This window comes from Enterobacter wuhouensis, from assembly GCF_004331265.1.
Lineage (GTDB): Bacteria > Pseudomonadota > Gammaproteobacteria > Enterobacterales > Enterobacteriaceae > Enterobacter > Enterobacter wuhouensis.
This window is the reverse complement of the sequence record NZ_SJOO01000009.1, coordinates 131759-152066: the sequence shown is the minus strand read 5'-3', so window position 1 is coordinate 152066 and position 20308 is coordinate 131759. Positions and strand designations below refer to the sequence as shown.

The following is a 20308-nucleotide window of genomic DNA, read 5'->3' as shown; positions in this document are numbered from 1 at the left end:
CAGCGTTTATGACCAATCCATTACTGACGCCTTTTTCGTTGCCGCCATTTTCTAAAATCCTCCCTGAGCATGTGGTTCCAGCCGTTAAGCAATCGCTGGACAACTGCCGCGCGGCGGTAGAAAGCGTGGTAGCGCAGGGCGCACCGTACACCTGGGAAAATCTGTGTCAGCCGCTGGCCGAAGTGGACGACGTGCTGGGGCGCATCTTCTCCCCGGTCAGCCACCTGAACTCGGTAAAAAACAGCCCGGAACTGCGCGAAGCCTACGAACAGACCCTGCCGCTGCTCTCTGAGTACAGCACCTGGGTCGGCCAGCACGAAGGGCTCTACAAAGCCTACCGCGACCTGCGCGACGGCGACCACTATGCCGAGCTGAACGCGGCGCAGAAAAAATCGGTCGATAACGCCCTGCGTGATTTTGAGCTGTCCGGGATTGGCCTGCCAAAAGAGAAGCAGGTTCGCTACGGCGAAATCGCGGCTCGCCTGTCCGAGCTGGGCAACCAGTACAGCAACAACGTGCTCGACGCCACCATGGGCTGGACGAAGCTGATTACCGACGAAGCGGAGCTGGCGGGTATGCCGGAAAGCGCGCTGGCGGCGGCAAAAGCCCAGGCCGAGGCGAAAGAGCAGGACGGTTTCCTGTTAACGCTGGATATCCCGAGCTATCTGCCGGTGATGACCTACTGCGACAACCAGGCCCTGCGCGAAGAGATGTACCGCGCGTACAGCACCCGCGCCTCCGATCAGGGGCCGAATGCCGGTAAGTGGGACAACAGCCCGGTGATGGCGGAAATCCTCGCCCTGCGTCACGAGCTGGCACAGCTGCTGGGCTTCGAAAACTACGCCGATAAATCCCTCGCCACCAAAATGGCGGAAAACCCGCAGCAGGTACTCGACTTCCTGACCGATCTGGCGAAACGCGCCCGTCCTCAGGGGGAGAAAGAGCTGGCCCAGCTGCGCACCTTCGCGAAAGCGGAGTTCGGCGTGGACGAGCTGCAGCCGTGGGATATCGCGTACTACAGCGAAAAACAGAAGCAGCACCTCTACAGCATCAGCGACGAGCAGCTGCGCCCGTACTTCCCGGAAAACAAAGCCGTTAACGGCCTGTTCGAAGTGGTAAAACGCATCTACGGCATCACCGCCAAAGAGCGTACCGATATCGACGTCTGGCACCCGGACGTGCGCTTCTTCGAGCTGTATGACGAGAAAAACGAACTGCGCGGCAGCTTCTATCTCGATCTCTACGCGCGTGAGAACAAGCGCGGCGGTGCGTGGATGGACGACTGCGTGGGCCAGATGCGTAAAGCCGACGGTTCCCTGCAGAAGCCGGTCGCCTACCTGACCTGTAACTTCAACCGTCCGGTCAGCGGCAAGCCTGCGCTGTTCACCCACGACGAAGTGATTACCCTGTTCCACGAGTTCGGTCACGGTCTGCACCACATGCTGACCCGCATCGAAACCGCAGGCGTGGCCGGTATTAGCGGCGTGCCGTGGGATGCGGTCGAGCTGCCAAGCCAGTTTATGGAAAACTGGTGCTGGGAGCCGGACGCGCTGGCGTTTATCTCCGGCCACTATGAGACCGGCGAACCGCTGCCGAAAGCGCTGCTGGATAAAATGCTGGCGGCGAAAAACTATCAGGCGGCGATGTTCATCCTGCGCCAGCTGGAGTTCGGCCTGTTCGACTTCCGCCTGCACGCGGAGTTCAGCCCGGAGCAGGGGGCGAAAATCCTTGAAACCCTGGCCGAGATTAAAAAGCAGGTCGCGGTTATTCCTGGGCCAACCTGGGGCCGCTTCCCGCACGCGTTCAGCCATATCTTCGCGGGCGGCTACGCGGCGGGCTACTACAGCTACCTGTGGGCGGACGTGCTGGCGGCAGACGCTTTCTCTCGCTTCGAAGAGGAAGGCATTTTCAACCGCGAGACCGGGCAGTCGTTCCTCGACAACATCCTGACCCGCGGCGGCTCTGAAGAGCCAATGGAACTGTTCAAACGCTTCCGTGGCCGCGAGCCGCAGCTGGATGCGATGCTCGAGCATTACGGGATCAAAGGCTGATTGTTACGTGAAGATCTGCCTGGTAGATGAAACGGGCGCAGGAGACGGCGCCTTATCTGTTCTGGCGGCCCGCTGGGGGCTGGAGCACGATGAAGAAAACCTGATGGCGCTGGTGATGACCACAGCGCACCTTGAACTACGCAAGCGCGACGAACCGAAGCTCGGCGGGATTTTTGTCGACTTTGTCGGCGGCGCGATGGCGCACCGGCGCAAGTTCGGCGGCGGTCGCGGCGAGGCGGTGGCTAAAGCGGTCGGCATTAAAGGGAGCTACCTCCCGGACGTGGTTGATGCCACGGCGGGGCTGGGGCGCGATGCCTTTGTGCTGGCGTCAGTCGGCTGCCGCGTGCGGATGCTGGAACGTAATCCGGTGGTCGCTGCGCTGCTCGACGATGGGCTGGCGCGCGGCTATGCGGACCCGGAAATCGGCCCGTGGCTGCAGGAACGTTTGCAGCTGATCCACGCCTCCAGCCTGACGGCATTGACGGATATCTCCCCGCGCCCGCAGGTGGTCTATCTCGACCCGATGTTCCCGCATAAGCAGAAAAGCGCGCTGGTGAAGAAAGAGATGCGGGTGTTTCAGTCGCTGGTGGGGCCGGATTTAGATGCCGATGGCCTGCTGGAGCCGGCTCGTCAGCTCGCGACGAAGCGGGTGGTGGTGAAGCGCCCTGACTATGCGCCGCCGCTGGCGGACGTTGCCACGACTAACGCGGTGACCACCAAAGGGCACCGGTTTGATATTTATATCCCCTCACCCCAACCCCTCTCCCCATAGGGGCGAGGGGCTCGATCATTCCCTCTCCCTGTGGGAGAGGGTTAGGGTGAGGGGAATTTAACGCACTTACTCGTCTTCTTCGTCACGCAGCGGAACAATCAGCATATCCACGTGAACGGTGTTAATCAGCTGGCGCGCTGAGGACATCAGCTTGCTCCAGAAGTCCTGATGGTGACCGCAAACCACCAGGTCCATATCGTATTTCTTGATTGCATCAACCAGCACCTGACCCAGGTCGCCGCTGCCGCTCAGGGTTTCGGTGATCGGATAGCCTGCGTTGGTAGACAGTTCGCTCAGGGCGTGGTGCGTCTCTTCGGAAATGCGTTTTTGCATATCGCCAAGATTCACGTCGATCAGACCGGTATAGAGATCGGAGTAATTCACGTCAACGTGAATCAGAGAAACTTTCGCGTTGTAGGGGCGTGCCATGGATACCGCTTTATCAACCAGCACTTTGCTCTCCGGGGAGAGGTCTACCGCGATGAGAATGTGTTTGTAAGCCATAGTGTTACTCCTTCCTTAAGTTATCGATGACTAAATGGGAAAGCCGTCGTCTGATGCTTTCATTACGGCCCAGTTAAACATATTTTTCAAGCTTTGGTGTTGATAACGATTAACCTTGTGGCAAAAAAATTAACGGATCTCCTACACTATTTAATGAGCCGTTCGGATATTAAAACGCGAACCGGATCGACTTTTAGTCATTCTTTCACTGAACTGTCTGTCAGGGCATTGGGGTGCGGTAGCTCAGAAGCCTTGCTTCGTGGGCGGACGCCGGGGAGGATGTATGATTAGCACCGTCGCATTGTTTTGGGCGTTATGCGTAGTTTGCATAGTGAATATGGCGCGCTACTTCTCATCGTTACGTGCGCTGTTAGTGGTACTTCGTGGTTGCGATCCGTTGCTGTATCAGTATGTGGACGGTGGAGGGTTCTTCACCTCGCATGGACAGCCCAGCAAGCAGATGCGTCTGGTGGGATACATCTACTACCAGCGCTACCGCGATCATCACGATGAAGAGTTTATTCGTCGCTGCGAGCGCCTGCGTCGTCAGTTCATTTTGACCAGCGCCCTGTGCGGGCTGGTCGTGGTCAGTATGATTGCATTGATGATTTGGCACTGAGCATAAAAAAAGCGGGTCAGTTTCCTGACCCGCTTTTTGTCGCCTTCAACCGATTAAATCAGCTTCAGCGAAAGCCAGTACAAGCTGCCAGACAGCAGGATAGAGGCCGGAAGAGTAAACACCCAGGCCATCAGAATGTTGGTCACGGTTTTGCGCTGCAGACCGCCGCCGTCAACAATCATGGTACCTGCCACGGACGAGGAGAGTACGTGGGTGGTGGATACCGGCATGCCGGTGTAGCTCGCCAGACCGATGGAAACGGCCGCCGTCATCTGCGCGGACATACCCTGCGCATACGTCATGCCTTTCTTACCAATCTTCTCGCCGATGGTGGTTGCCACACGACGCCAGCCAATCATCGTACCGATACCCAGCGCCAGCGCGACCGCCATGATGATCCAGATTGGCGCGTACTCGATAGTATTGAGCATATCGCCTTTCAGTTTCTTCAGCAGACGCTGATCGTCAGCGCTGACTTCCGGCAGCTTCGCGACCTTATCGGTCACGTCAGAGATGCAGAGCATAATACGACGCAACTGCCCACGCTGTTCAACGGCCAGCTTGTCGTAGCTTTCGATATCGCCCAGCATACCTTTCGCACGTTCCAGCGCGTTAATCGCGTTTGCCGGATGGCAGTGGAACTCGCCCGGTGCAGTGGTAGCGCCGGCTTCCGGAGAAGGGATCAGCTGGTCAACGCCGGTCGCTTTCTTCAACAGCTCAGGGTGCTGCTGGAAGTAGATTTCGACGTTGTTGACCGCATCACGGGTACGGGTGATTTCATAACCGGACGCATTCATGTTAACCACGAAGCCTGCCGGTGCGACACCAATCAGTACCAGCATGACCAGACCAATGCCTTTCTGACCGTCGTTCGCACCGTGTGAAAACGCCACGCCGATAGCGGAAATGATCAGGGCAATACGTGTCCAGAACGGCGGCTTTTTCTTGCCGTCTTTCTTCTCACGTTCTGCTGGCGTCAGGTGAATACGGGAGCGTTTTTTGGTATTGCTCCAGTAGCGACGCAGGATGAAAATCAAACCACCTGCAACCACCAAACCCACGATAGGGGAGATGATCAGAGAAGCGAAAATCCCAACAACTTTTGGGATGTTAAGTGCGTCAACGACGGACGTGCCGGTCATCAGGGCATTCGTTAATCCGATACCGATAATCGCGCCGATGAGGGTGTGAGAACTGGATGCAGGCAGGCCGAAATACCAGGTACCGAGGTTCCAGATAATTGCAGCAAGCAGCATTGAGAACACCATAGCAAGGCCATGGCCAGAACTAACGTTAAGAAGCAGATCCGTTGGCAGCATATGCACGATCGCATACGCAACGCTCAGTCCGCCCAGGAGGACACCAAAGAAGTTAAATACCGCCGCCATAACGACCGCAAGCTGCGATCGCATTGCGCGAGTGTAGATAACCGTTGCTACTGCGTTTGCAGTGTCGTGGAAGCCGTTGATCGCTTCGTAAAACAGTACAAAAACCAGAGCAAGCAATAATAAAAGCCCGGTATGTAAATCCAGGCCGGCAAACAAATGTAGCATAGGACGTTACGCCATTTTGAGGACATGAACGCGGCGCATTATCCAGGACAAATGCGCAACGGGCAAAGTGAAATATAGACTTTTTTTGACATACCACCTGATTTGAGAAATGTGCCTGAAAGGATATTCTTTATATTTCAACGGTATGGCTTTGTAATATCTTTTTACGCTGGTGTGACCACAGAGGAAACTTTACAATCCGCGGCAGTTAACCAAGAGGATTTTGACGTGGAAAGGTTTGATGCCGTAGTAATTGGCGCCGGTGCGGCGGGTATGTTCTGTGCGGCAATGGCCGGGCAGGCGGGTCGTCGCGTGCTGCTGCTGGATAACGGTAAAAAGCCTGGCCGCAAGATCCTGATGTCGGGCGGCGGACGCTGCAACTTCACTAATCTCTATGTGGAACCGGCAGCCTATTTGAGCCAGAACCGTCATTTTTGTAAATCTGCTCTGGCGCGCTATACCCAGTGGGATTTCATCGACCTGGTGGGCAAGCACGGTATTGCATGGCACGAGAAAACCCTGGGCCAGCTGTTCTGCGACGACTCCGCGCAGCAGATCGTCGATATGCTGGTGGCCGAGTGCGAGAAGGGCGGCGTGACGATGCGCCTGCGCACTGAGGTGCTGGAGGTTTCGCGCGACGAGCAGGGCTATACGCTACAGCTAAACGGTGAAACCGTTAGCGCCGAGAGCCTGGTGATCGCCAGCGGCGGCCTGTCCATGCCGGGGCTTGGCGCTTCTCCGTTCGGCTATAAAATTGCCGAACAGTTTGGCCTCAAGGTGCTGCCAACGCGCGCGGGTCTGGTGCCGTTTACGCTGCATAAACCGCTTCTGGAACAGCTACAGACGCTTTCTGGCGTTTCTGTTCCCTCGGTCATCACCGCCGAAGACGGTACGGTGTTCCGCGAAAACCTGCTCTTTACCCATCGCGGCCTCTCTGGCCCGGCGGTGCTGCAAATCTCCAGCTACTGGCAGCCGGGTGAGTTTGTTACGGTGAATCTGGTGCCGAACTGCGATCTGGACGCGTTTCTCAACGAACAGCGCACGGCGCATCCGAACCAAAGTTTGAAAAACACGCTGGCGATGCAGCTGCCGAAGCGTCTGGTGGAATGTTTGCAGGTGCTAGGGCAGATCCCGGATGTGTCGCTCAAGCAGCTTAACAGTCGCGAGCAGGACGCGCTGGTCGAGACGCTCACGAACTGGCGCGTGCAGCCAAACGGCACCGAAGGCTACCGCACGGCGGAAGTGACGCTGGGCGGCGTCGACACGCACGAGCTTTCCTCGCGCACGATGGAAGCCCGCAGCGTGCCGGGGCTGTACTTCATCGGCGAAGTCATGGACGTCACCGGCTGGCTCGGCGGGTATAACTTCCAGTGGGCGTGGGCAAGCGCCTGGGCGTGTGCGCAGGCGCTGGCAGAAAAGAACGGTTAATATTGATTTTTTAGCGTGCCGCTTTTCTTAAAGGTACGCTTTTCTCTACTGGCTCCGGCCAGTCTGCATGGTGCTGTGTTTTGCCTCCAAAAAAGGGTTGTGTATGTCTGCTGCTCATCTCGGTTTCCCGACGGAAACCGTTGTTGTCTTTGTCGTGATGGCCGTTGGGGCGATGTTTATCGACCTCTTCATGCACCGCCACGATAAGCCTGTCTCGCTAAAAAGCGCGGCGATGTGGTCCATCTTCTGGGTCATGATGGCGATGGCCTTCGCCGGATTCCTGTATGTTCACCACGGCGCTGAAATGGCGAGCCTGTTCCTCACCGGCTATGCGCTTGAAGAGGTGCTCTCCGTCGATAACCTGTTCGTGATGATGGCGATCTTCGCCTGGTTCGGCGTGCCGGATAAGTATCGTCACCGCGTTCTCTACTGGGGCGTGCTGGGGGCGATTGTTTTCCGCGGTATTTTTGTGGCGATCGGCACCAGCCTGTTGAGCCTGGGGCCGTACGTCGAGGTGATTTTCGCCCTGGTCGTCGGCTGGACGGCGGTGATGATGCTCAAGCGTAACGAAGAGAGCGACGAAGTTGAAGATTACTCCGGACACCTCGCGTATCGTCTGGTGAAGCGCTTCTATCCCGTGTGGCCGAAAATCAGCAGCAATGCCTTTATTCTGACGCAGAAAGAGGTCGATGCAGAGCTGGAGAAGCCGGAAAACCAGGACGTGATGGTTGGACGCGTGAAAAAGGCAAAGCGCTACGCTACGCCGCTGCTGCTTTGTGTGGCGGTGGTTGAACTCTCCGACGTGATGTTTGCGTTTGACTCCGTACCGGCCATTATCGCCGTGAGCCGCGAGCCGCTGATTATCTACAGCGCGATGATGTTTGCCATCCTCGGCCTGCGAACCCTGTACTTCGTGCTGGAGGCGCTGAAGCAGTATCTGGTGCATCTGGAGAAAGCGGTGGTGCTGCTGCTGTTCTTCGTGGCCTTCAAGCTGGGGCTGAATGCCACCGATCACTTCTGGCATCACGGTTACAGCATTGGCGCGACGGCCAGCCTGTTTGTGGTATTGGGCGTACTGGCGCTGGGGATCATCGCGAGCGTGATGTTCCCGGGGAAACGTACTGCCTGATATATCGTTTGTCTCCCTCTCCCTGTGGGAGAGGGCCGGGGTGAGGGCTCCAGACCGCACCTAACCCTTAATCGGTGAATTCCGGCGCTTGCGCGGATGATGAAAGTGACGCCAGTGCGGATCTTGCGCCGCGGCCAGCAGTTCATGATCGCCGCGGGTATCGCCCCAGGCGCGCAGGTGGTATTCGTTCAGATTGCCGTACACCTTTTCCAGCCTCGCCACCTTCTGGGCGCAGCGGCAGTTGTTGCCGGTGATGCGCCCGGTCAGCTTGCCGTTTTTCACTTCCAGCTGCGTGCCAATCAGCTTAATGCCGAGCTTATCGGCCCACGGCTGGAGCACCAGCGCCGGAGAAGCGGAGCAGATCGTCACTTCCGCACCGGAATTCACCTCAGCCGCAACGGCCAGCACGCCTTCAGGGCGCATCAGCCTGGTCCAGTATTTTTCACAAAAGGCTTCTGCCTGCTGGCGTAACCAGTGTTCATCCACGCCCGTCAGGAACGTTTTAATCAACACCTCCTTCAGCTCGTCGCGGGTCAGCTTGCGGCGAACGCAGTGGAGCGTTGGCAGCGCCATGCGCACCAGTCGACCGGCGAAGTAACGTTTGCCGAAAGCAAAGCGCAGGAAGGGAATAAAGCTGTCGTGGTGCGTCAGCGTTCCATCAAAGTCAAAGACAGAAAGCACGTTGGATTTCGCCACTGTCTCGTCGGCAATCATATTGGTCATAAATACGTCTTAGCTGAAATACACATTCTGCTGATTAGTTTACCTGCTTTACCCCGACAGTCCTGCAATCGGGTGCATTTTTTTCTCATTCTTGCGACCTGGCGGCGCAGTCCAAAAACAGACTCGATAAATATTGGTTGAAAAGTGAGCTGCCTATATTATCGCCATATCGAAAGATATTTCAGGGGAACATTGGCCCCACTGGTAAGGAAAAAATCACTCGCTTCTTCTATCTTGATATGACTCTTAGATCGCTTATTTCAATACTCTCGTTAAGTTTTGTCTCTTTTTCCGCGTTGAGTTTTCAACTGCCCGCGTCAATGCTGTCGACCAACAGCGAGCTGGCGGTATCGCCTGCCAGGGCTGCACTGCTGCATCAGGAAACCGGCCCGCTTCGCTCACGCATTCTTGACCAGTATCAGAAGTGGAAAGGCACACACTATCAGTGGGGCGGCACCTCGCACCATGGGGTGGATTGTTCTGCGCTGATGCAGCATTTGTTTAGCGATGCGGCCCATTTGAACCTGCCGCGCACGACGGGCGAACAGATCCACCGCGGTGTGCAGGTGGCGCAGTATCGTTTGAAGGCGGGCGATCTGGTGTTCTTCCAGACCGGTCCGCACCGCAGGCACGTAGGCGTCTACATTGGTGATAGCCAGTTTATTCACGCCTCGAGCAGCCAGGGCGTCACGGTGTCCACCCTGACCGACGATTACTGGCAAGAGCACTACATCACCGCGCGCCGGGTTGCAGGCAGTGCAGCCTGACAGACATCAGATGATGTCATCCACCACGCCACCGTCGACGCGCAGCGCCGCGCCGGAGGTGGCGGAGGCCTGCGTCGAGCAGACATAAACCACCATATTGGCCACTTCTTCTACCGTGGCGGCACGCTGGATGACCGAGCTTGGGCGGTTAGCCATCACAAACTCTTTTGCCAGCTGTTCCAGCGATTTGCCGGTTTTCTCGACTTCGTCCTTCATCATTTCGGCGAAGCCGTCCGACATCGTTGGGCCTGGCAATACGCTGTTGACCGTCACGCCGCTCCCCGCTGCGAACTTCGCCAGCCCGCGCGCCAGGGAGAGCTGTGCGGTTTTGGTCACGCCGTAGTGGATCATGTCTGCGGGAATATTGCAGGCCGACTCGGATGAGATAAACACCACGCGTCCCCAGCCTTTTTGCACCATGCCCGGCAGCAGGGCGCGGGAGAGACGCACGCCGGACATCACGTTGGTCTGCCAGTAGCGCTCCCAGGTATCGTCATCGGTGTCGTAAAAATCCTGCGGGCCGTATATCCCGGCGTTATTCACCAGAATGTCGACGTTGTTTGCCACCTTCAGCAGCGACTCAACGCCTTCTGCCGAGCCGAGATCGGCAATGGCGGCGCGAACCTGCACGCCCGGTACGACCTGCTGAAGCTGCTGGATGCCTTTGTTGACTGACTCCGTGCTGCGGCCATTCACGATCACCTCTGCGCCGCTTTCAGCCAGCCCCCTCGCGATGGCAAAGCCAATCCCGCCGGTAGAGGCGGTTACCAGCGCCACTTTCCCCGTAAAATCGATTTTCATCATCTGGTCCTTATCGTTTCCAACGTTCGGACCTTAAAGCGTAGCAGTTGATGGTTACGGCTCCTGGCTAAAAAGGCGCAATAGCGTCTCAACCTGATCGTCCAGCGGGGCGAGGGAGCGCTTGACGATCAGGTGCAGCGGCGTGGCGCGCCGTACGCCGTGGCCGAGCGGCAGCGTTTTCAGAACGCCTTGTTCCAGCTGGGTTTGAATACGTTCTTCCGGCAGCCAGCCGTAACCCACCTGAAACATCACCGCTTCGATGGCGGCATCAATGGTTGAAAACGTCCAGGACTCGCCGGCGGGGCGGGCAGCGGGCTGGCTGTCCGCAATCTGAACCAGCGGCCACGGGCGGAGCAGCTCGTCGTTTAGCGGCGCATCGAGGCTGAACAGCGGGTGATCCCGATGGGCAACGGCGACAAAATCAACGTTCATCAGCCATTCGCCCAGGCCGGTAATGTCCTGTCGGCGGGTAAGAACCATCACGTCGGCTTCATCATTGAGCGCGTCGGCGCGCGTGTTTTCCAGCACCTCGGTGAGCCGCACCTGGGTCTGCGGATAGCGCTGCTGGAACTCTCTTAAAATGGCGAACAGTCGGCGGCGCGGGAAAATACTGTCTACCATAAGATCGATGCGGGTGCGCGCGCCGCTCTTCAGCGTCGCGGCTCGCGTTTCGACGTAGGAGAAGGCTTTCAGCAGCGGCTTCACCTGATTTAACAGCAGTTCTCCCGCGGGCGTCAGCACCGCCCGTCGTCCTTCCGCCACCAGCAGCGCAACGCCCAGGCGTTCCTGCAGCAAAGAGAGGTTGTAGCTCACGGAAGACTGGCTCCGGTTGGTCTGCTCTGCCGCTTTGGCAAAGCTGCCGGCCTCGACCACTTTTTCCAGTAATGACCATTGCTCAAGGGTTGTTTTGTGCATGACATATCTAAATTTTGAATTAATTTGATTCAAACATAGCGTTATTCATTCATTTTTTGAAGGGGTACGATACGTTCATCAACACAAAGGAGACACATCATGAGCAACTTTGATAAACACGATTTAAGCGGCTTCGTTGGCAAACATCTGGTTTATACCTACGATAACGGCTGGAACTACGAGATTTACGTTAAAAATGAAAACACCCTCGACTACCGTATTCACAGCGGCCTGGTGGGTAACCGTTGGGTGAAAGATCAGCAGGCGTACATCGTCCGCGTAGGCGAAAGCATCTATAAAATTTCCTGGACGGAGCCAACCGGCACCGACGTCAGCCTGATCGTGAACCTGGGCGACAGCCTGTTCCACGGCACCATCTTCTTCCCGCGCTGGGTGATGAACAATCCAGAAAAAACGGTATGTTTCCAGAATGACCATATTCCGCTGATGAACAGCTACCGCGATGCAGGCCCGGCGTACCCGACAGAAGTGATTGATGAATTTGCCACCATCACCTTCGTGCGAGACTGCGGAGCCAACGACGACAGCGTTATTGCCTGCGCGGCCAGCGAATTGCCAAAAGATTTCCCTGCTAATCTAAAATAAGCGCGACAATTAACATTAATAAAAAGTTCCCGGAGGGTATCGTCTTTCAGTCGAAATCCGCCGGGATTTTATTTTTGTTGAGATTTCATTTACGTTTATTATTATTTTCATGAAAGCGAAATAAAATTCTATACGTCCTGCCGTGAATCGCCTCACAAAAAAAGCAAAAATAAAATTATCTTCTATCGCTATGTTGTAAAACACATTTTTCATCCTCCCTCCTTGCCGGCTTCATCGTGCTTTAACCCTGTCTTAATTTTTTCCTAAGAAAAGCGCGCTACTTTGCGTTAGTTGATGGTTTGTTGACATAAATGAAGCAACGACTAAATTTTATTTGGTCTTTATTTAAAAACCATCTTGCATGATCGACTGAGCTGCCCATTTTGACAGTGCAGTAAAAAATGACGCCTTATATACAGCAAGGAAATTAATAATGAGTGATTTTCTGCCTTTTTCGCGACCGTCGATGGGCGCGGAAGAAATCGCGGCGCTTCAGGACGTTTTGATGTCGGGTTGGATCACCACGGGGCCGAAAAATCAGGCGCTTGAAGAGGCATTCTGCCAGCTGACGGGGAATCATCATGCGATTGCGGTTAGCTCTGCCACGGCAGGAATGCACGTCACGCTGATGGCGCTGGGCATTGGCCCGGGTGATGAGGTGATAACTCCCTCTCTGACCTGGGTCTCAACGCTGAATATGATCGTGCTGCTGGGCGCGACGCCGGTAATGATCGACGTGGATAAAGACACGCTGATGGTCACGCCGGAGGCGGTCGACGCCGCGATTACGCCGCGTACCAAAGCGATTATTCCGGTTCACTATGCGGGCGCGCCGTGCGATATCGACGCCATTCGCGCCGTCGGTGAACGCCACGGTATTCCGGTGATTGAAGATGCGGCGCATGCTGCCGGAACCTACTACAACGACCGTCACGTAGGCTGGCAGGGCACCGCGATTTTCTCTTTCCACGCCATTAAAAACATGACCTGCGCCGAAGGCGGGCTAGTGGTGACGGATGACGCCGCGCTGGCTTCGCGTATCCGTAGCCTGAAGTTTCACGGGCTGGGCGTCGATGCCTACGATCGCCAGACGCACGGGCGTGCGCCGCAGGCAGAGGTTATCTCCCCCGGCTTCAAATACAACCTGGCGGATATCAACGCCGCCCTGGCGCTGGTGCAGTTAGGCAAACTGAAAGAAGCGAACAGGCGCCGTCAGGAAATCGCAGAACGCTACCTGCGGGAGCTTGCCGATACGCCGTTCCAGCCGCTCACCCTTCCGTCATGGCCGCACCAGCACGCCTGGCATCTTTTTATTATTCGTGTGGATGAAGCCCGCTGCGGCATCTCCCGCGACAGCCTGATGGCGGCGCTGAAAGAGAAGGGGATCGGCACTGGCCTGCACTTCCGCGCGGCACACACGCAAAAATACTACCGCGAGCGTTTTCCAGATGTATCGCTCCCGAACTCTGAATGGAATAGCGCGCGTATTTGTTCTCTCCCTCTTTTCCCGGACATGACTCATGACGACACAACCCGCGTCATTACCGCACTCCATCAGCTTGCAGGAAATTGATATGTTCAGCGCACCGCCTGTACAAAAAGTTTCCGTGGTAATCCCGGTCTATAACGAGCAGGAAAGCCTGCCCGAACTGATCCGCCGCACAACCGCCGCCTGCGACACCCTGGGCAAGGCTTACGAAATTCTGCTGGTGGATGACGGCAGTAGCGATGAATCCGCAATGATGCTGACCGAAGCCGCCCAGGCGGAAGGTAGCCATATCGTTGCCGTGCTGCTCAACCGCAACTACGGCCAGCATTCGGCGATCATGGCTGGATTCAGCCACGTAACGGGCGATCTGATTATCACCCTGGACGCCGATCTGCAAAACCCGCCGGAAGAGATCCCGCGCCTGGTCGCCAAAGCCGATGAAGGCTATGACGTGGTCGGCACGGTACGCCAGAACCGCCAGGATAGCCTGTTCCGCAAGCTGGCCTCGCGCACGATTAACCGACTGATTCAGCGTACCACCGGTAAAGCGATGGGCGATTACGGCTGCATGCTGCGCGCCTATCGCCGCCACATTATCGATGCGATGCTGCACTGCCACGAACGCAGCACCTTCATTCCTATTCTGGCAAACACCTTTGCCCGTAAGGCGACGGAGATCCCGGTGCTGCACGCCGAGCGCGAGCACGGCGAGTCGAAGTACAGCTTTATGCGTCTCATCAACCTGATGTACGACCTGATCACCTGCCTGACCACCACGCCGCTGCGTCTGCTGAGCGTCTTCGGCAGCATCATTGCCGTGGCCGGATTTGCGCTCTCCGTTCTGCTGGTCGTGCTGCGGCTGGTCTTTGGCCCCCAGTGGGCGGCGGAAGGGGTCTTTATGCTGTTTGCCGTACTGTTCATGTTCATCGGCGCCCAGTTTATTGGGATGGGCCTGCTCGGTGAGTACATCGGCCGTATCTATAACGATGTTCGCGCACGTCCGCGCTACTTTATTCAACGTGTTGTCCGTCAGGAACACAAAGCGTCTCAAGAGGAAATTCACCCATGAAAGCTGTTGTATTTGCCTATCACGATATGGGGTGCACGGGCACGCTGGCCCTGCTGGAAGCAGGCTATGATATTGCTGCCATCTTTACCCACCCGGACGCTGCCGGAGAGAATAACTTCTTCGGATCCGTGGCGCGTATTGCCGCAGAGCGCGGGATTCCGGTGTACGCGCCGGAAGACGTGAACCACCCGCTGTGGGTGGACCGTATTCAGCAGCTTTCGCCTGATGTCATTTTCTCTTTCTACTACCGCAATCTGCTGAGTGACGACATCCTCAGCGTGGCGGCAAAAGGCGCATTTAACCTGCACGGTTCCCTGCTGCCCGCCTACCGTGGCCGCGCGCCGCTGAACTGGGTGCTGGTGAACGGCGAAACCGAAACCGGCGTCACCCTGCACCGTATGGTGCGCCGCGCCGATGCGGGCGCTATCGTGGCGCAGCAAAAAGTGGCTATCGATGCCGATGAAACCGCGCTCCAGCTGCACCACAAGCTGAATGCGGCGGCACACGCGCTGCTTCGCGACGCGCTGCCGGCAATTCTTAGCGGCACCTTCAGCGAAACCGCACAGGATGAGAGCCTGGCAAGCTGCTTTGGCCGCCGTACGCCAGAAGATGGCCGTCTGGACTGGAACAAACCGGCGCGTCAGCTGCACAACCTGGTCCGCGCCGTGACCGATCCGTGGCCGGGCGCGTACAGCTATGCGGGCGTAAGCAAATTTATCGTCTGGAAATCACGCGTGCGTGACGACATTCCTGCCGCCAGGCCGGGCACCGTGGTGTCCGTCTCGCCAATGATTGTGAGCTGCGGCGAGCAGGCGCTGGAGATTGTCACCGGACAAACCGACAATGGCCTGTACGTGCAGGGTACCCAGCTGGCGCAGTCTCTGGGTCTGGTGGCGGGCGCGCTGATCACCAGCGCGCCGGTGGTGGCGATCAAGCGCCGCACGCGGGTGCTGATCCTCGGCGTGAACGGCTTTATCGGTAATCACCTGACCGAACGCCTGCTGAAGGACGATAACTACGAAATTTACGGCCTGGATATTGGCTCTGACGCCATCAGCCGCTTCCTGGAGAACCCGCGCTTCCACTTCGTGGAAGGGGATATCAGCATCCACTCGGAATGGATCGAATACCACATTAAGAAATGCGACGTAGTGCTGCCGCTGGTCGCCATTGCCACGCCGATTGAGTACACCCGTAACCCGCTGCGCGTGTTCGAGCTGGACTTCGAAGAGAACCTGAAGATTATCCGCGACTGCGTGAAATACGATAAGCGCATCATCTTCCCGTCCACCTCCGAAGTGTACGGCATGTGTACCGACAACAACTTCGATGAAGATACCTCCAACCTGGTGGTAGGGCCGATTAACAAACAGCGCTGGATCTACTCCGTTTCCAAGCAGCTGTTGGATCGCGTCATCTGGGCCTACGGCGAGAAAGAGGGGCTGCGCTTTACCCTGTTCCGTCCGTTTAACTGGATGGGCCCGCGTCTGGATAACCTCAACGCGGCGCGTATCGGCAGCTCGCGCGCCATCACCCAGCTGATCCTGAACCTGGTAGAAGGCTCGCCGATCAAGCTCATCGAAGGCGGCAAGCAGAAGCGCTGCTTTACCGATATCAGCGACGGTATCGAAGCGCTGTTCCGCATCATCGAAAACAAAGACAACCGCTGTAACGGCCAGATCGTCAACATCGGTAACCCGGAAAACGAAGCGAGCATTCGTGAACTGGCCGAGATGCTGCTGGCGAGCTTTGAGCGCCATCCGCTGCGCGACAAGTTCCCGCCGTTTGCCGGCTTCCGTGAAGTGGAAAGCAGCAGCTACTACGGAAAAGGCTATCAGGACGTTGAGCACCGTAAGCCAAGCATCCGCAACGCGAAGCGCTGCCTGAACTGGACGCCAACCGTTAAGATGGATCAGACCATTGATGAAACGCTCGATTTCTTCCTGCGCACCGTGGAGCTGTCGGAACAGTCCTCATGAAAAAAGTCGGTTTACGCATTGATGTCGACACCTTCCGGGGGACGCGTGACGGCGTGCCCAGGCTGCTGGAACTGCTGAGCAAGCACGACGTGCGCGCCAGCATTTTCTTCAGCGTGGGGCCAGACAACATGGGACGCCACCTGTGGCGTCTGGTTAAACCGGCCTTTCTGTTCAAAATGCTGCGCTCGCGCGCGGCATCCCTCTACGGCTGGGATATTCTGTTGGCCGGTACCGCCTGGCCCGGCAGGCGCATCGGCGCGGGGAATGAAGATATTCTCCGCGACGCGGCGCAGCATCATGAAATCGGGCTGCATGCCTGGGATCACCATGCCTGGCAGGCCTGGGCTGGCGTCTGGGATATTCCGCGCCTGACGCGTGAAGTGGAGCGCGGGGTGATGGAGCTTGAAGCCATTATCCGCCAGCCCGTGACCTGCTCTGCCGTGGCGGGCTGGCGTGCCGATCAGCGGGTGGTTAAGGCCAAGGAGCCGTTCGCGTTTCGCTATAACAGCGATTGCCGCGGTACCGGCCCGTTTTTACCGCAAATAGGGGAAAGCAGGCTGGGTGCGGTGCAAATCCCGGTCACGCTACCGACCTGGGATGAAGTGGTTGGACGCGAGGTGAGCGCCGAGGGATTTAACCGCTATATTCTGGACCGCATCCACCGCGATGAGGGGACGCCGGTGTATACGATCCACGCCGAAGTTGAAGGGATCGCCTATCAGCATGATTTTGACGCGCTGCTGACGATGGCGGCAGAAGAGGGCATTCAGTTCTGCACGCTCAGCGAACTATTGCCGGACGATCTCAGCACGCTGCCCGTGGGCAAAATTGTGCGCAATGAAATCGCTGGCCGGGAAGGCTGGCTTGGCTATCAACAAACCGTGAGCCCGGTATCATGAAAACAGCCCGTTATGGCGTAGCGCTTCTCGCACTGTTTATCGTTTACTACGTAATTCCGGTCGATATCCGCCTGCTATGGCAGCCTGATGAGACGCGTTATGCGGAGATCAGCCGCGAAATGCTGGCGTCGGGAGACTGGGTTGTCCCGCACTTCCTGGGGCTGCGCTACTTTGAAAAGCCGATTGCCGGCTACTGGATCAACAGCATCGGGCAGCTGCTTTTTGGCGAGACCAATTTTGCCGTGCGCACGGGGGTAATTTTCTCTACCGGGCTAACGGCGCTGCTGGTTATCTGGATGGCCTGGCGTCTCTGGCAGGATAAGCGCGTGGCGATCTTCTCCGGCCTTATCTTCCTGACGCTTTTCCTCGTCTACGGCATCGGCACCTATGCGGTACTGGATCCTATTATCACCCTGTGGCTGGTAGCCGCCATGTGCAGCTTCTGGCTGGCTTCGCAATCCAAAACGGTAGCCGGAAAGGCGGGGGGCTACGTGCTGCTTGGTCTTGCCTGCGGTATGGGCGTGATGACCAAAGGTTTCCTGGCGCTGGCGGTTCCGGTGATTAGCGTGCTGCCGTGGGTGATAGCGCAGAAGCGCTGGAAAGAGGTGCTGATATTTGGCTGGCTGGCGATCCTGAGCTGCGTGTTAATCGTTCTGCCCTGGGGGCTGGCGATTGCCCATCGCGAACCGGATTTCTGGCGCTACTTCTTCTGGGTTGAACATATTCAGCGCTTCGCCCAGAGCGACGCCCAGCATAAAGCGCCGTTCTGGTATTACCTGCCGTTCCTGATTGCAGGCAGTTTGCCGTGGCTGGCGCTATTGCCGGGCGCACTGCGTCTGGGCTGGCGCGAGCGTCACCACGCGGGCGGCGGGATATACCTGCTCGGCTGGGTGGTGATGCCGCTGATTTTCTTCAGCATTGCCAAAGGTAAGCTGCCAACCTATATCCTGCCGTGCTTCGCGCCGCTGGCGATCCTGATGGCCCGCTATGCCGTCAGCGCGGCGGATAAAGGGGCAAAAGTGCTGCGTCTAAACGGCGGCATCAACCTGGCGTTCGGGGCGATTGGCGTGATAGCCGCGCTGGTCGTCTCGCCGTGGGGGCTAACCAAACATCCGGTCTGGACGTCGGTCGAGCTGTATAAAGTCTTCTGTGCGGTCGTGGCTTTCCTCATCTGGGCTGCCGTGGGCTGGTTTACGCTTAAACGAAGCCCGCAGCGATGGTGGCTGGCGGCGCTGTGTCCGGCCGGTCTTGCCCTGCTGATTGGGTTTGCCATCCCCAACCTGGTGGTGGATTCAAAACAGCCGCAGTCGCTGGTGGATACCGTGCGTTCCCCGTTGGCGCAGAGCACCTTCGTCCTCGCCAATAACGTGGGGCTGGCGTCGGGGCTTGCGTGGGAGCTAAAGCGCAATGACATCATTCTGTTCGGCCAGAGCGGCGAACTGCGCTACGGTCTGGACTTCCCGGACGTAAAGGGGCGTTTTGTGGGCAAAGCGGATTTCACGCAGTGGCTGGATGAGCATCGTCAGCAGGGGACAATATCGCTGGTGATCCTGCTGTCGAAAAACGACGACCTTGAGCGCGCAAACCTGCCCAAACCGGATAGCCTGTACGTTCAGGGGCGTCTGGCCTACCTGCAGTATCTGCCGCAGTGATGACCTGGATCGGGCTGATACTGGCAAGCCTGCTGAGCTGCGCGGGGCAGCTGTGCCAGAAACAGGCGACGCGTCCGGCGAAAGCCGGACGGCGTAGCGCGCATATCATGCTGTGGCTTGGTCTGGCCCTGCTGGCGCTCGGCTGCGGTATGCTGGTCTGGCTGGCGGTGTTGCAGCAGCTTCCCGTCGGGATTGCCTACCCGATGCTGAGCCTCAATTTTGTCTGGGTCACGCTGGCGGCGAAAGCCATCTGGCATGAAAAGGTCGCCCCGCACCACTGGCTGGGCGTCGGGTTTATCATCATCGGGATTATCCTGCTGGGAGGAAGCCTGTGAAGGGTGCGTTCTGGGCCTTGTGCAGCGTCGGGCTGGTCAGCGTGGCACAGCTGCTGCTGCGCTCTGCCATGGTGGCGCTGCCGCCCGTCGGCGACGTTTACGCGTTTATCTCCGCGCTGCTGCATTTCTCACCGGGTACCGGCGCGCTGCTGCTGGGGCTGATGGGATACGTGGCGTCGATGGGGTGTTGGTATCTGGCCCTGCACCGGATGGCGCTCAGCAAAGCCTATGCCCTGCTGAGCCTCAGCTACATCCTGGTGTGGGGAACGTCTATCCTGCTGCCCGGCTCTGGAGATCGCTTCTCCTGGCTCGGGCTGGCGGGGGTTGGATTTATCATTCTTGGCGTACTGACTATCTTCCGGCCAGCGCCTCGTCAGGGGAATGGACCCGGGACGTCGTAAGCTCAAAGGGCGTGGCGGTGCAAACCGCAAGGCTCAGCGATCCCACCTGACACTGGCTGACCGTATGGAGTTCGCTGGCAGCGCTATCAAAGCTGACGATTTGCCAGGCGTGCGCGCCGCGCTGTTTAACAATGGCCTCTTTCCGCGTCCAGATGCGCCAGAATGCGTCCAGCTGGCTTTCCGGCGTCTCATGTTCCAGCTCGCGATGTTCGGCATTGCTGAAAACGGCATTGGCGAGCGTGCGCCAGTTGTCCTGGTGGCGGATCTGCTCCAGCGAGCAGCCTACGCTCCCTTCATCGCTGACGATCAGCGCAATATCGTCTTCACACTGGCTAACGCTAAACCACAGCGGGTAATCATTGGCAAAGCCGGGCTTTCCCTGTTCGCTGTAAACAATCTCTGGCAAGGGCCGGGGGGATAAGAGACGTGAAAGCAAACCGCGACCGGCCAGCCAGCGGGCGCGGCGCGCGCCTTCCGGAGCGTGTCGGGAGAGGGCCTCGGCCCAACGATCGGTGCTCAGCGAGGAGATTTTTCCCAGAAAAACCTGGTACATATAACGTCTGGCCTTCAGTCAAAACAGAGAGAGCCGCAAAGTTGCGCAGCGAAACCATTACTA

Annotated in this window: 20 protein-coding genes; 14 read left to right on the top strand and 6 right to left on the bottom strand. The window is 57.6% G+C overall.

The features are described from left to right. Positions 1-8: 8 nt before the first annotated feature. Together prlC and rsmJ are read left to right on the top strand one after the other, a co-directional pair. Positions 9-2051, top strand: coding sequence for an oligopeptidase A (gene prlC / locus E0L20_RS18405; protein WP_131635207.1), 2043 nt, complete (start codon positions 9-11; stop codon positions 2049-2051). Between the two features lie 7 nt (positions 2052-2058). Beyond that, positions 2059-2823: a 16S rRNA (guanine(1516)-N(2))-methyltransferase RsmJ gene (rsmJ, locus tag E0L20_RS18400; RefSeq protein WP_131635206.1), complete on the top strand. Its 765-nt coding sequence runs from the start codon at positions 2059-2061 to the stop codon at positions 2821-2823. A gap of 66 nt (positions 2824-2889) precedes the next feature. Here the strand turns inward: rsmJ and uspA are convergent, their stop codons facing one another. Further along, positions 2890-3327: a universal stress protein UspA gene (gene uspA, locus E0L20_RS18395; protein WP_003861223.1), complete on the bottom strand. Its 438-nt coding sequence runs from the start codon at positions 3325-3327 to the stop codon at positions 2890-2892. Between the two features lie 283 nt (positions 3328-3610). Between uspA and uspB the strand changes: the two genes are divergently transcribed. Then, entirely contained in the window at positions 3611-3946 is a 336-nt protein-coding gene (gene uspB / locus E0L20_RS18390) for a universal stress protein UspB (protein ID WP_003861224.1), read from the top strand. 53 nt (positions 3947-3999) lie between these two features. Here uspB and pitA read toward each other — a convergent pair whose 3' ends face one another. Next, positions 4000-5499 (bottom strand): inorganic phosphate transporter PitA, encoded by a 1500-nt coding sequence (gene pitA / locus E0L20_RS18385; protein WP_131635205.1) that lies wholly within the window; start codon positions 5497-5499, stop codon positions 4000-4002. Positions 5500-5727: 228 nt separating this feature from the next. Here pitA and E0L20_RS18380 point away from each other — a divergent pair, with 228 nt between their 5' ends. Together E0L20_RS18380 and E0L20_RS18375 are read left to right on the top strand one after the other, a co-directional pair. Beyond that, entirely contained in the window at positions 5728-6927 is a 1200-nt protein-coding gene (locus E0L20_RS18380; protein WP_131635204.1) for a BaiN/RdsA family NAD(P)/FAD-dependent oxidoreductase, read from the top strand. Positions 6928-7030: 103 nt separating this feature from the next. Beyond that, complete coding sequence (locus E0L20_RS18375) at positions 7031-8056, top strand: TerC/Alx family metal homeostasis membrane protein (protein ID WP_131635203.1); 1026 nt, start codon at positions 7031-7033, stop codon at positions 8054-8056. Between the two features lie 60 nt (positions 8057-8116). On the opposite strand, the gene E0L20_RS18370 is transcribed toward E0L20_RS18375, so the two are convergent. Further along, complete coding sequence (locus tag E0L20_RS18370) at positions 8117-8779, bottom strand: HAD family hydrolase (protein WP_131635202.1); 663 nt, start codon at positions 8777-8779, stop codon at positions 8117-8119. A gap of 239 nt (positions 8780-9018) precedes the next feature. On the opposite strand from E0L20_RS18370, the gene E0L20_RS18365 reads away from it, so the two are divergent. After that, complete coding sequence (locus tag E0L20_RS18365; RefSeq protein ID WP_131635201.1) at positions 9019-9546, top strand: NlpC/P60 family protein; 528 nt, start codon at positions 9019-9021, stop codon at positions 9544-9546. A 6-nt stretch (positions 9547-9552) separates the two neighbouring features. Here the strand turns inward: E0L20_RS18365 and E0L20_RS18360 are convergent, their stop codons facing one another. Both E0L20_RS18360 and E0L20_RS18355 read right to left on the bottom strand, forming a co-directional pair. Then, positions 9553-10347, bottom strand: coding sequence for an SDR family NAD(P)-dependent oxidoreductase (locus E0L20_RS18360; protein WP_131635240.1), 795 nt, complete (start codon positions 10345-10347; stop codon positions 9553-9555). Between the two features lie 54 nt (positions 10348-10401). Further along, a complete protein-coding gene (locus tag E0L20_RS18355; protein WP_131635200.1) occupies positions 10402-11262 on the bottom strand; it encodes a LysR family transcriptional regulator in 861 nt (286 codons plus the stop codon). Between the two features lie 99 nt (positions 11263-11361). On the opposite strand from E0L20_RS18355, the gene E0L20_RS18350 reads away from it, so the two are divergent. The 8 genes from E0L20_RS18350 (at position 11362) to arnF (ending at position 19692) form a co-directional block, all read left to right on the top strand. Next, positions 11362-11868, top strand: coding sequence for a phenolic acid decarboxylase (locus E0L20_RS18350; protein WP_131635199.1), 507 nt, complete (start codon positions 11362-11364; stop codon positions 11866-11868). Positions 11869-12301: 433 nt separating this feature from the next. Then, positions 12302-13441: a UDP-4-amino-4-deoxy-L-arabinose aminotransferase gene (gene arnB, locus E0L20_RS18345; protein WP_131635198.1), complete on the top strand. Its 1140-nt coding sequence runs from the start codon at positions 12302-12304 to the stop codon at positions 13439-13441. A 1-nt stretch (position 13442) separates the two neighbouring features. Beyond that, positions 13443-14426, top strand: a complete 984-nt coding sequence (gene arnC / locus E0L20_RS18340) for an undecaprenyl-phosphate 4-deoxy-4-formamido-L-arabinose transferase (RefSeq protein WP_131635239.1) — start codon at positions 13443-13445, stop codon at positions 14424-14426. Then, complete coding sequence (gene arnA, locus E0L20_RS18335) at positions 14423-16405, top strand: bifunctional UDP-4-amino-4-deoxy-L-arabinose formyltransferase/UDP-glucuronic acid oxidase ArnA (RefSeq protein WP_131635197.1); 1983 nt, start codon at positions 14423-14425, stop codon at positions 16403-16405. Before arnC ends, arnA begins: the two co-directional genes overlap by 4 nt. Continuing rightward, complete coding sequence (gene arnD, locus E0L20_RS18330) at positions 16402-17304, top strand: 4-deoxy-4-formamido-L-arabinose-phosphoundecaprenol deformylase (protein ID WP_131635196.1); 903 nt, start codon at positions 16402-16404, stop codon at positions 17302-17304. The genes arnA and arnD overlap by 4 nt, the downstream gene beginning before the upstream one ends. Further along, positions 17301-18956 carry a lipid IV(A) 4-amino-4-deoxy-L-arabinosyltransferase gene (gene arnT, locus E0L20_RS18325; protein ID WP_131635195.1) on the top strand — a complete coding sequence of 552 codons (1656 nt, stop codon included), beginning with the start codon at positions 17301-17303 and terminating at the stop codon, positions 18954-18956. The genes arnD and arnT overlap by 4 nt, the downstream gene beginning before the upstream one ends. Then, complete coding sequence (gene arnE, locus E0L20_RS18320; protein WP_131635194.1) at positions 18953-19291, top strand: 4-amino-4-deoxy-L-arabinose-phosphoundecaprenol flippase subunit ArnE; 339 nt, start codon at positions 18953-18955, stop codon at positions 19289-19291. Before arnT ends, arnE begins: the two co-directional genes overlap by 4 nt. Then, positions 19288-19692 (top strand): 4-amino-4-deoxy-L-arabinose-phosphoundecaprenol flippase subunit ArnF, encoded by a 405-nt coding sequence (gene arnF, locus E0L20_RS18315; RefSeq protein WP_131635193.1) that lies wholly within the window; start codon positions 19288-19290, stop codon positions 19690-19692. The genes arnE and arnF overlap by 4 nt, the downstream gene beginning before the upstream one ends. On the opposite strand, the gene acpT is transcribed toward arnF, so the two are convergent. Further along, the gene (gene acpT, locus E0L20_RS18310; protein WP_131635192.1) at positions 19643-20245 is read right to left on the bottom strand and encodes a 4'-phosphopantetheinyl transferase AcpT; all 603 of its coding nucleotides are present in this window, start codon (positions 20243-20245) and stop codon (positions 19643-19645) included. The two genes, arnF and acpT, sit on opposite strands and share 50 nt — an antisense overlap. Positions 20246-20308: the final 63 nt, after the last annotated feature.

Excerpts from the sequence above, each read along its gene's own strand:
- prlC (WP_131635207.1), top strand. The coding sequence starts at position 9 with ATGACCAATCCATTACTGACGCCTTTTTCGTTGCCGCCATTTTCTAAA.
- uspA (WP_003861223.1), bottom strand. The coding sequence starts at position 3,327 with ATGGCTTACAAACACATTCTCATCGCGGTAGACCTCTCCCCGGAGAGC.
- uspB (WP_003861224.1), top strand. The coding sequence starts at position 3,611 with ATGATTAGCACCGTCGCATTGTTTTGGGCGTTATGCGTAGTTTGCATA.
- pitA (WP_131635205.1), bottom strand. The coding sequence starts at position 5,499 with ATGCTACATTTGTTTGCCGGCCTGGATTTACATACCGGGCTTTTATTA.
- E0L20_RS18375 (WP_131635203.1), top strand. The coding sequence starts at position 7,031 with ATGTCTGCTGCTCATCTCGGTTTCCCGACGGAAACCGTTGTTGTCTTT.
- E0L20_RS18370 (WP_131635202.1), bottom strand. The coding sequence starts at position 8,779 with ATGACCAATATGATTGCCGACGAGACAGTGGCGAAATCCAACGTGCTT.
- E0L20_RS18365 (WP_131635201.1), top strand. The coding sequence starts at position 9,019 with ATGACTCTTAGATCGCTTATTTCAATACTCTCGTTAAGTTTTGTCTCT.
- E0L20_RS18360 (WP_131635240.1), bottom strand. The coding sequence starts at position 10,347 with ATGAAAATCGATTTTACGGGGAAAGTGGCGCTGGTAACCGCCTCTACC.
- E0L20_RS18355 (WP_131635200.1), bottom strand. The coding sequence starts at position 11,262 with ATGCACAAAACAACCCTTGAGCAATGGTCATTACTGGAAAAAGTGGTC.
- E0L20_RS18350 (WP_131635199.1), top strand. The coding sequence starts at position 11,362 with ATGAGCAACTTTGATAAACACGATTTAAGCGGCTTCGTTGGCAAACAT.
- arnB (WP_131635198.1), top strand. The coding sequence starts at position 12,302 with ATGAGTGATTTTCTGCCTTTTTCGCGACCGTCGATGGGCGCGGAAGAA.
- arnC (WP_131635239.1), top strand. The coding sequence starts at position 13,443 with ATGTTCAGCGCACCGCCTGTACAAAAAGTTTCCGTGGTAATCCCGGTC.
- arnA (WP_131635197.1), top strand. The coding sequence starts at position 14,423 with ATGAAAGCTGTTGTATTTGCCTATCACGATATGGGGTGCACGGGCACG.
- arnD (WP_131635196.1), top strand. The coding sequence starts at position 16,402 with ATGAAAAAAGTCGGTTTACGCATTGATGTCGACACCTTCCGGGGGACG.
- arnT (WP_131635195.1), top strand. The coding sequence starts at position 17,301 with ATGAAAACAGCCCGTTATGGCGTAGCGCTTCTCGCACTGTTTATCGTT.
- acpT (WP_131635192.1), bottom strand. The coding sequence starts at position 20,245 with ATGTACCAGGTTTTTCTGGGAAAAATCTCCTCGCTGAGCACCGATCGT.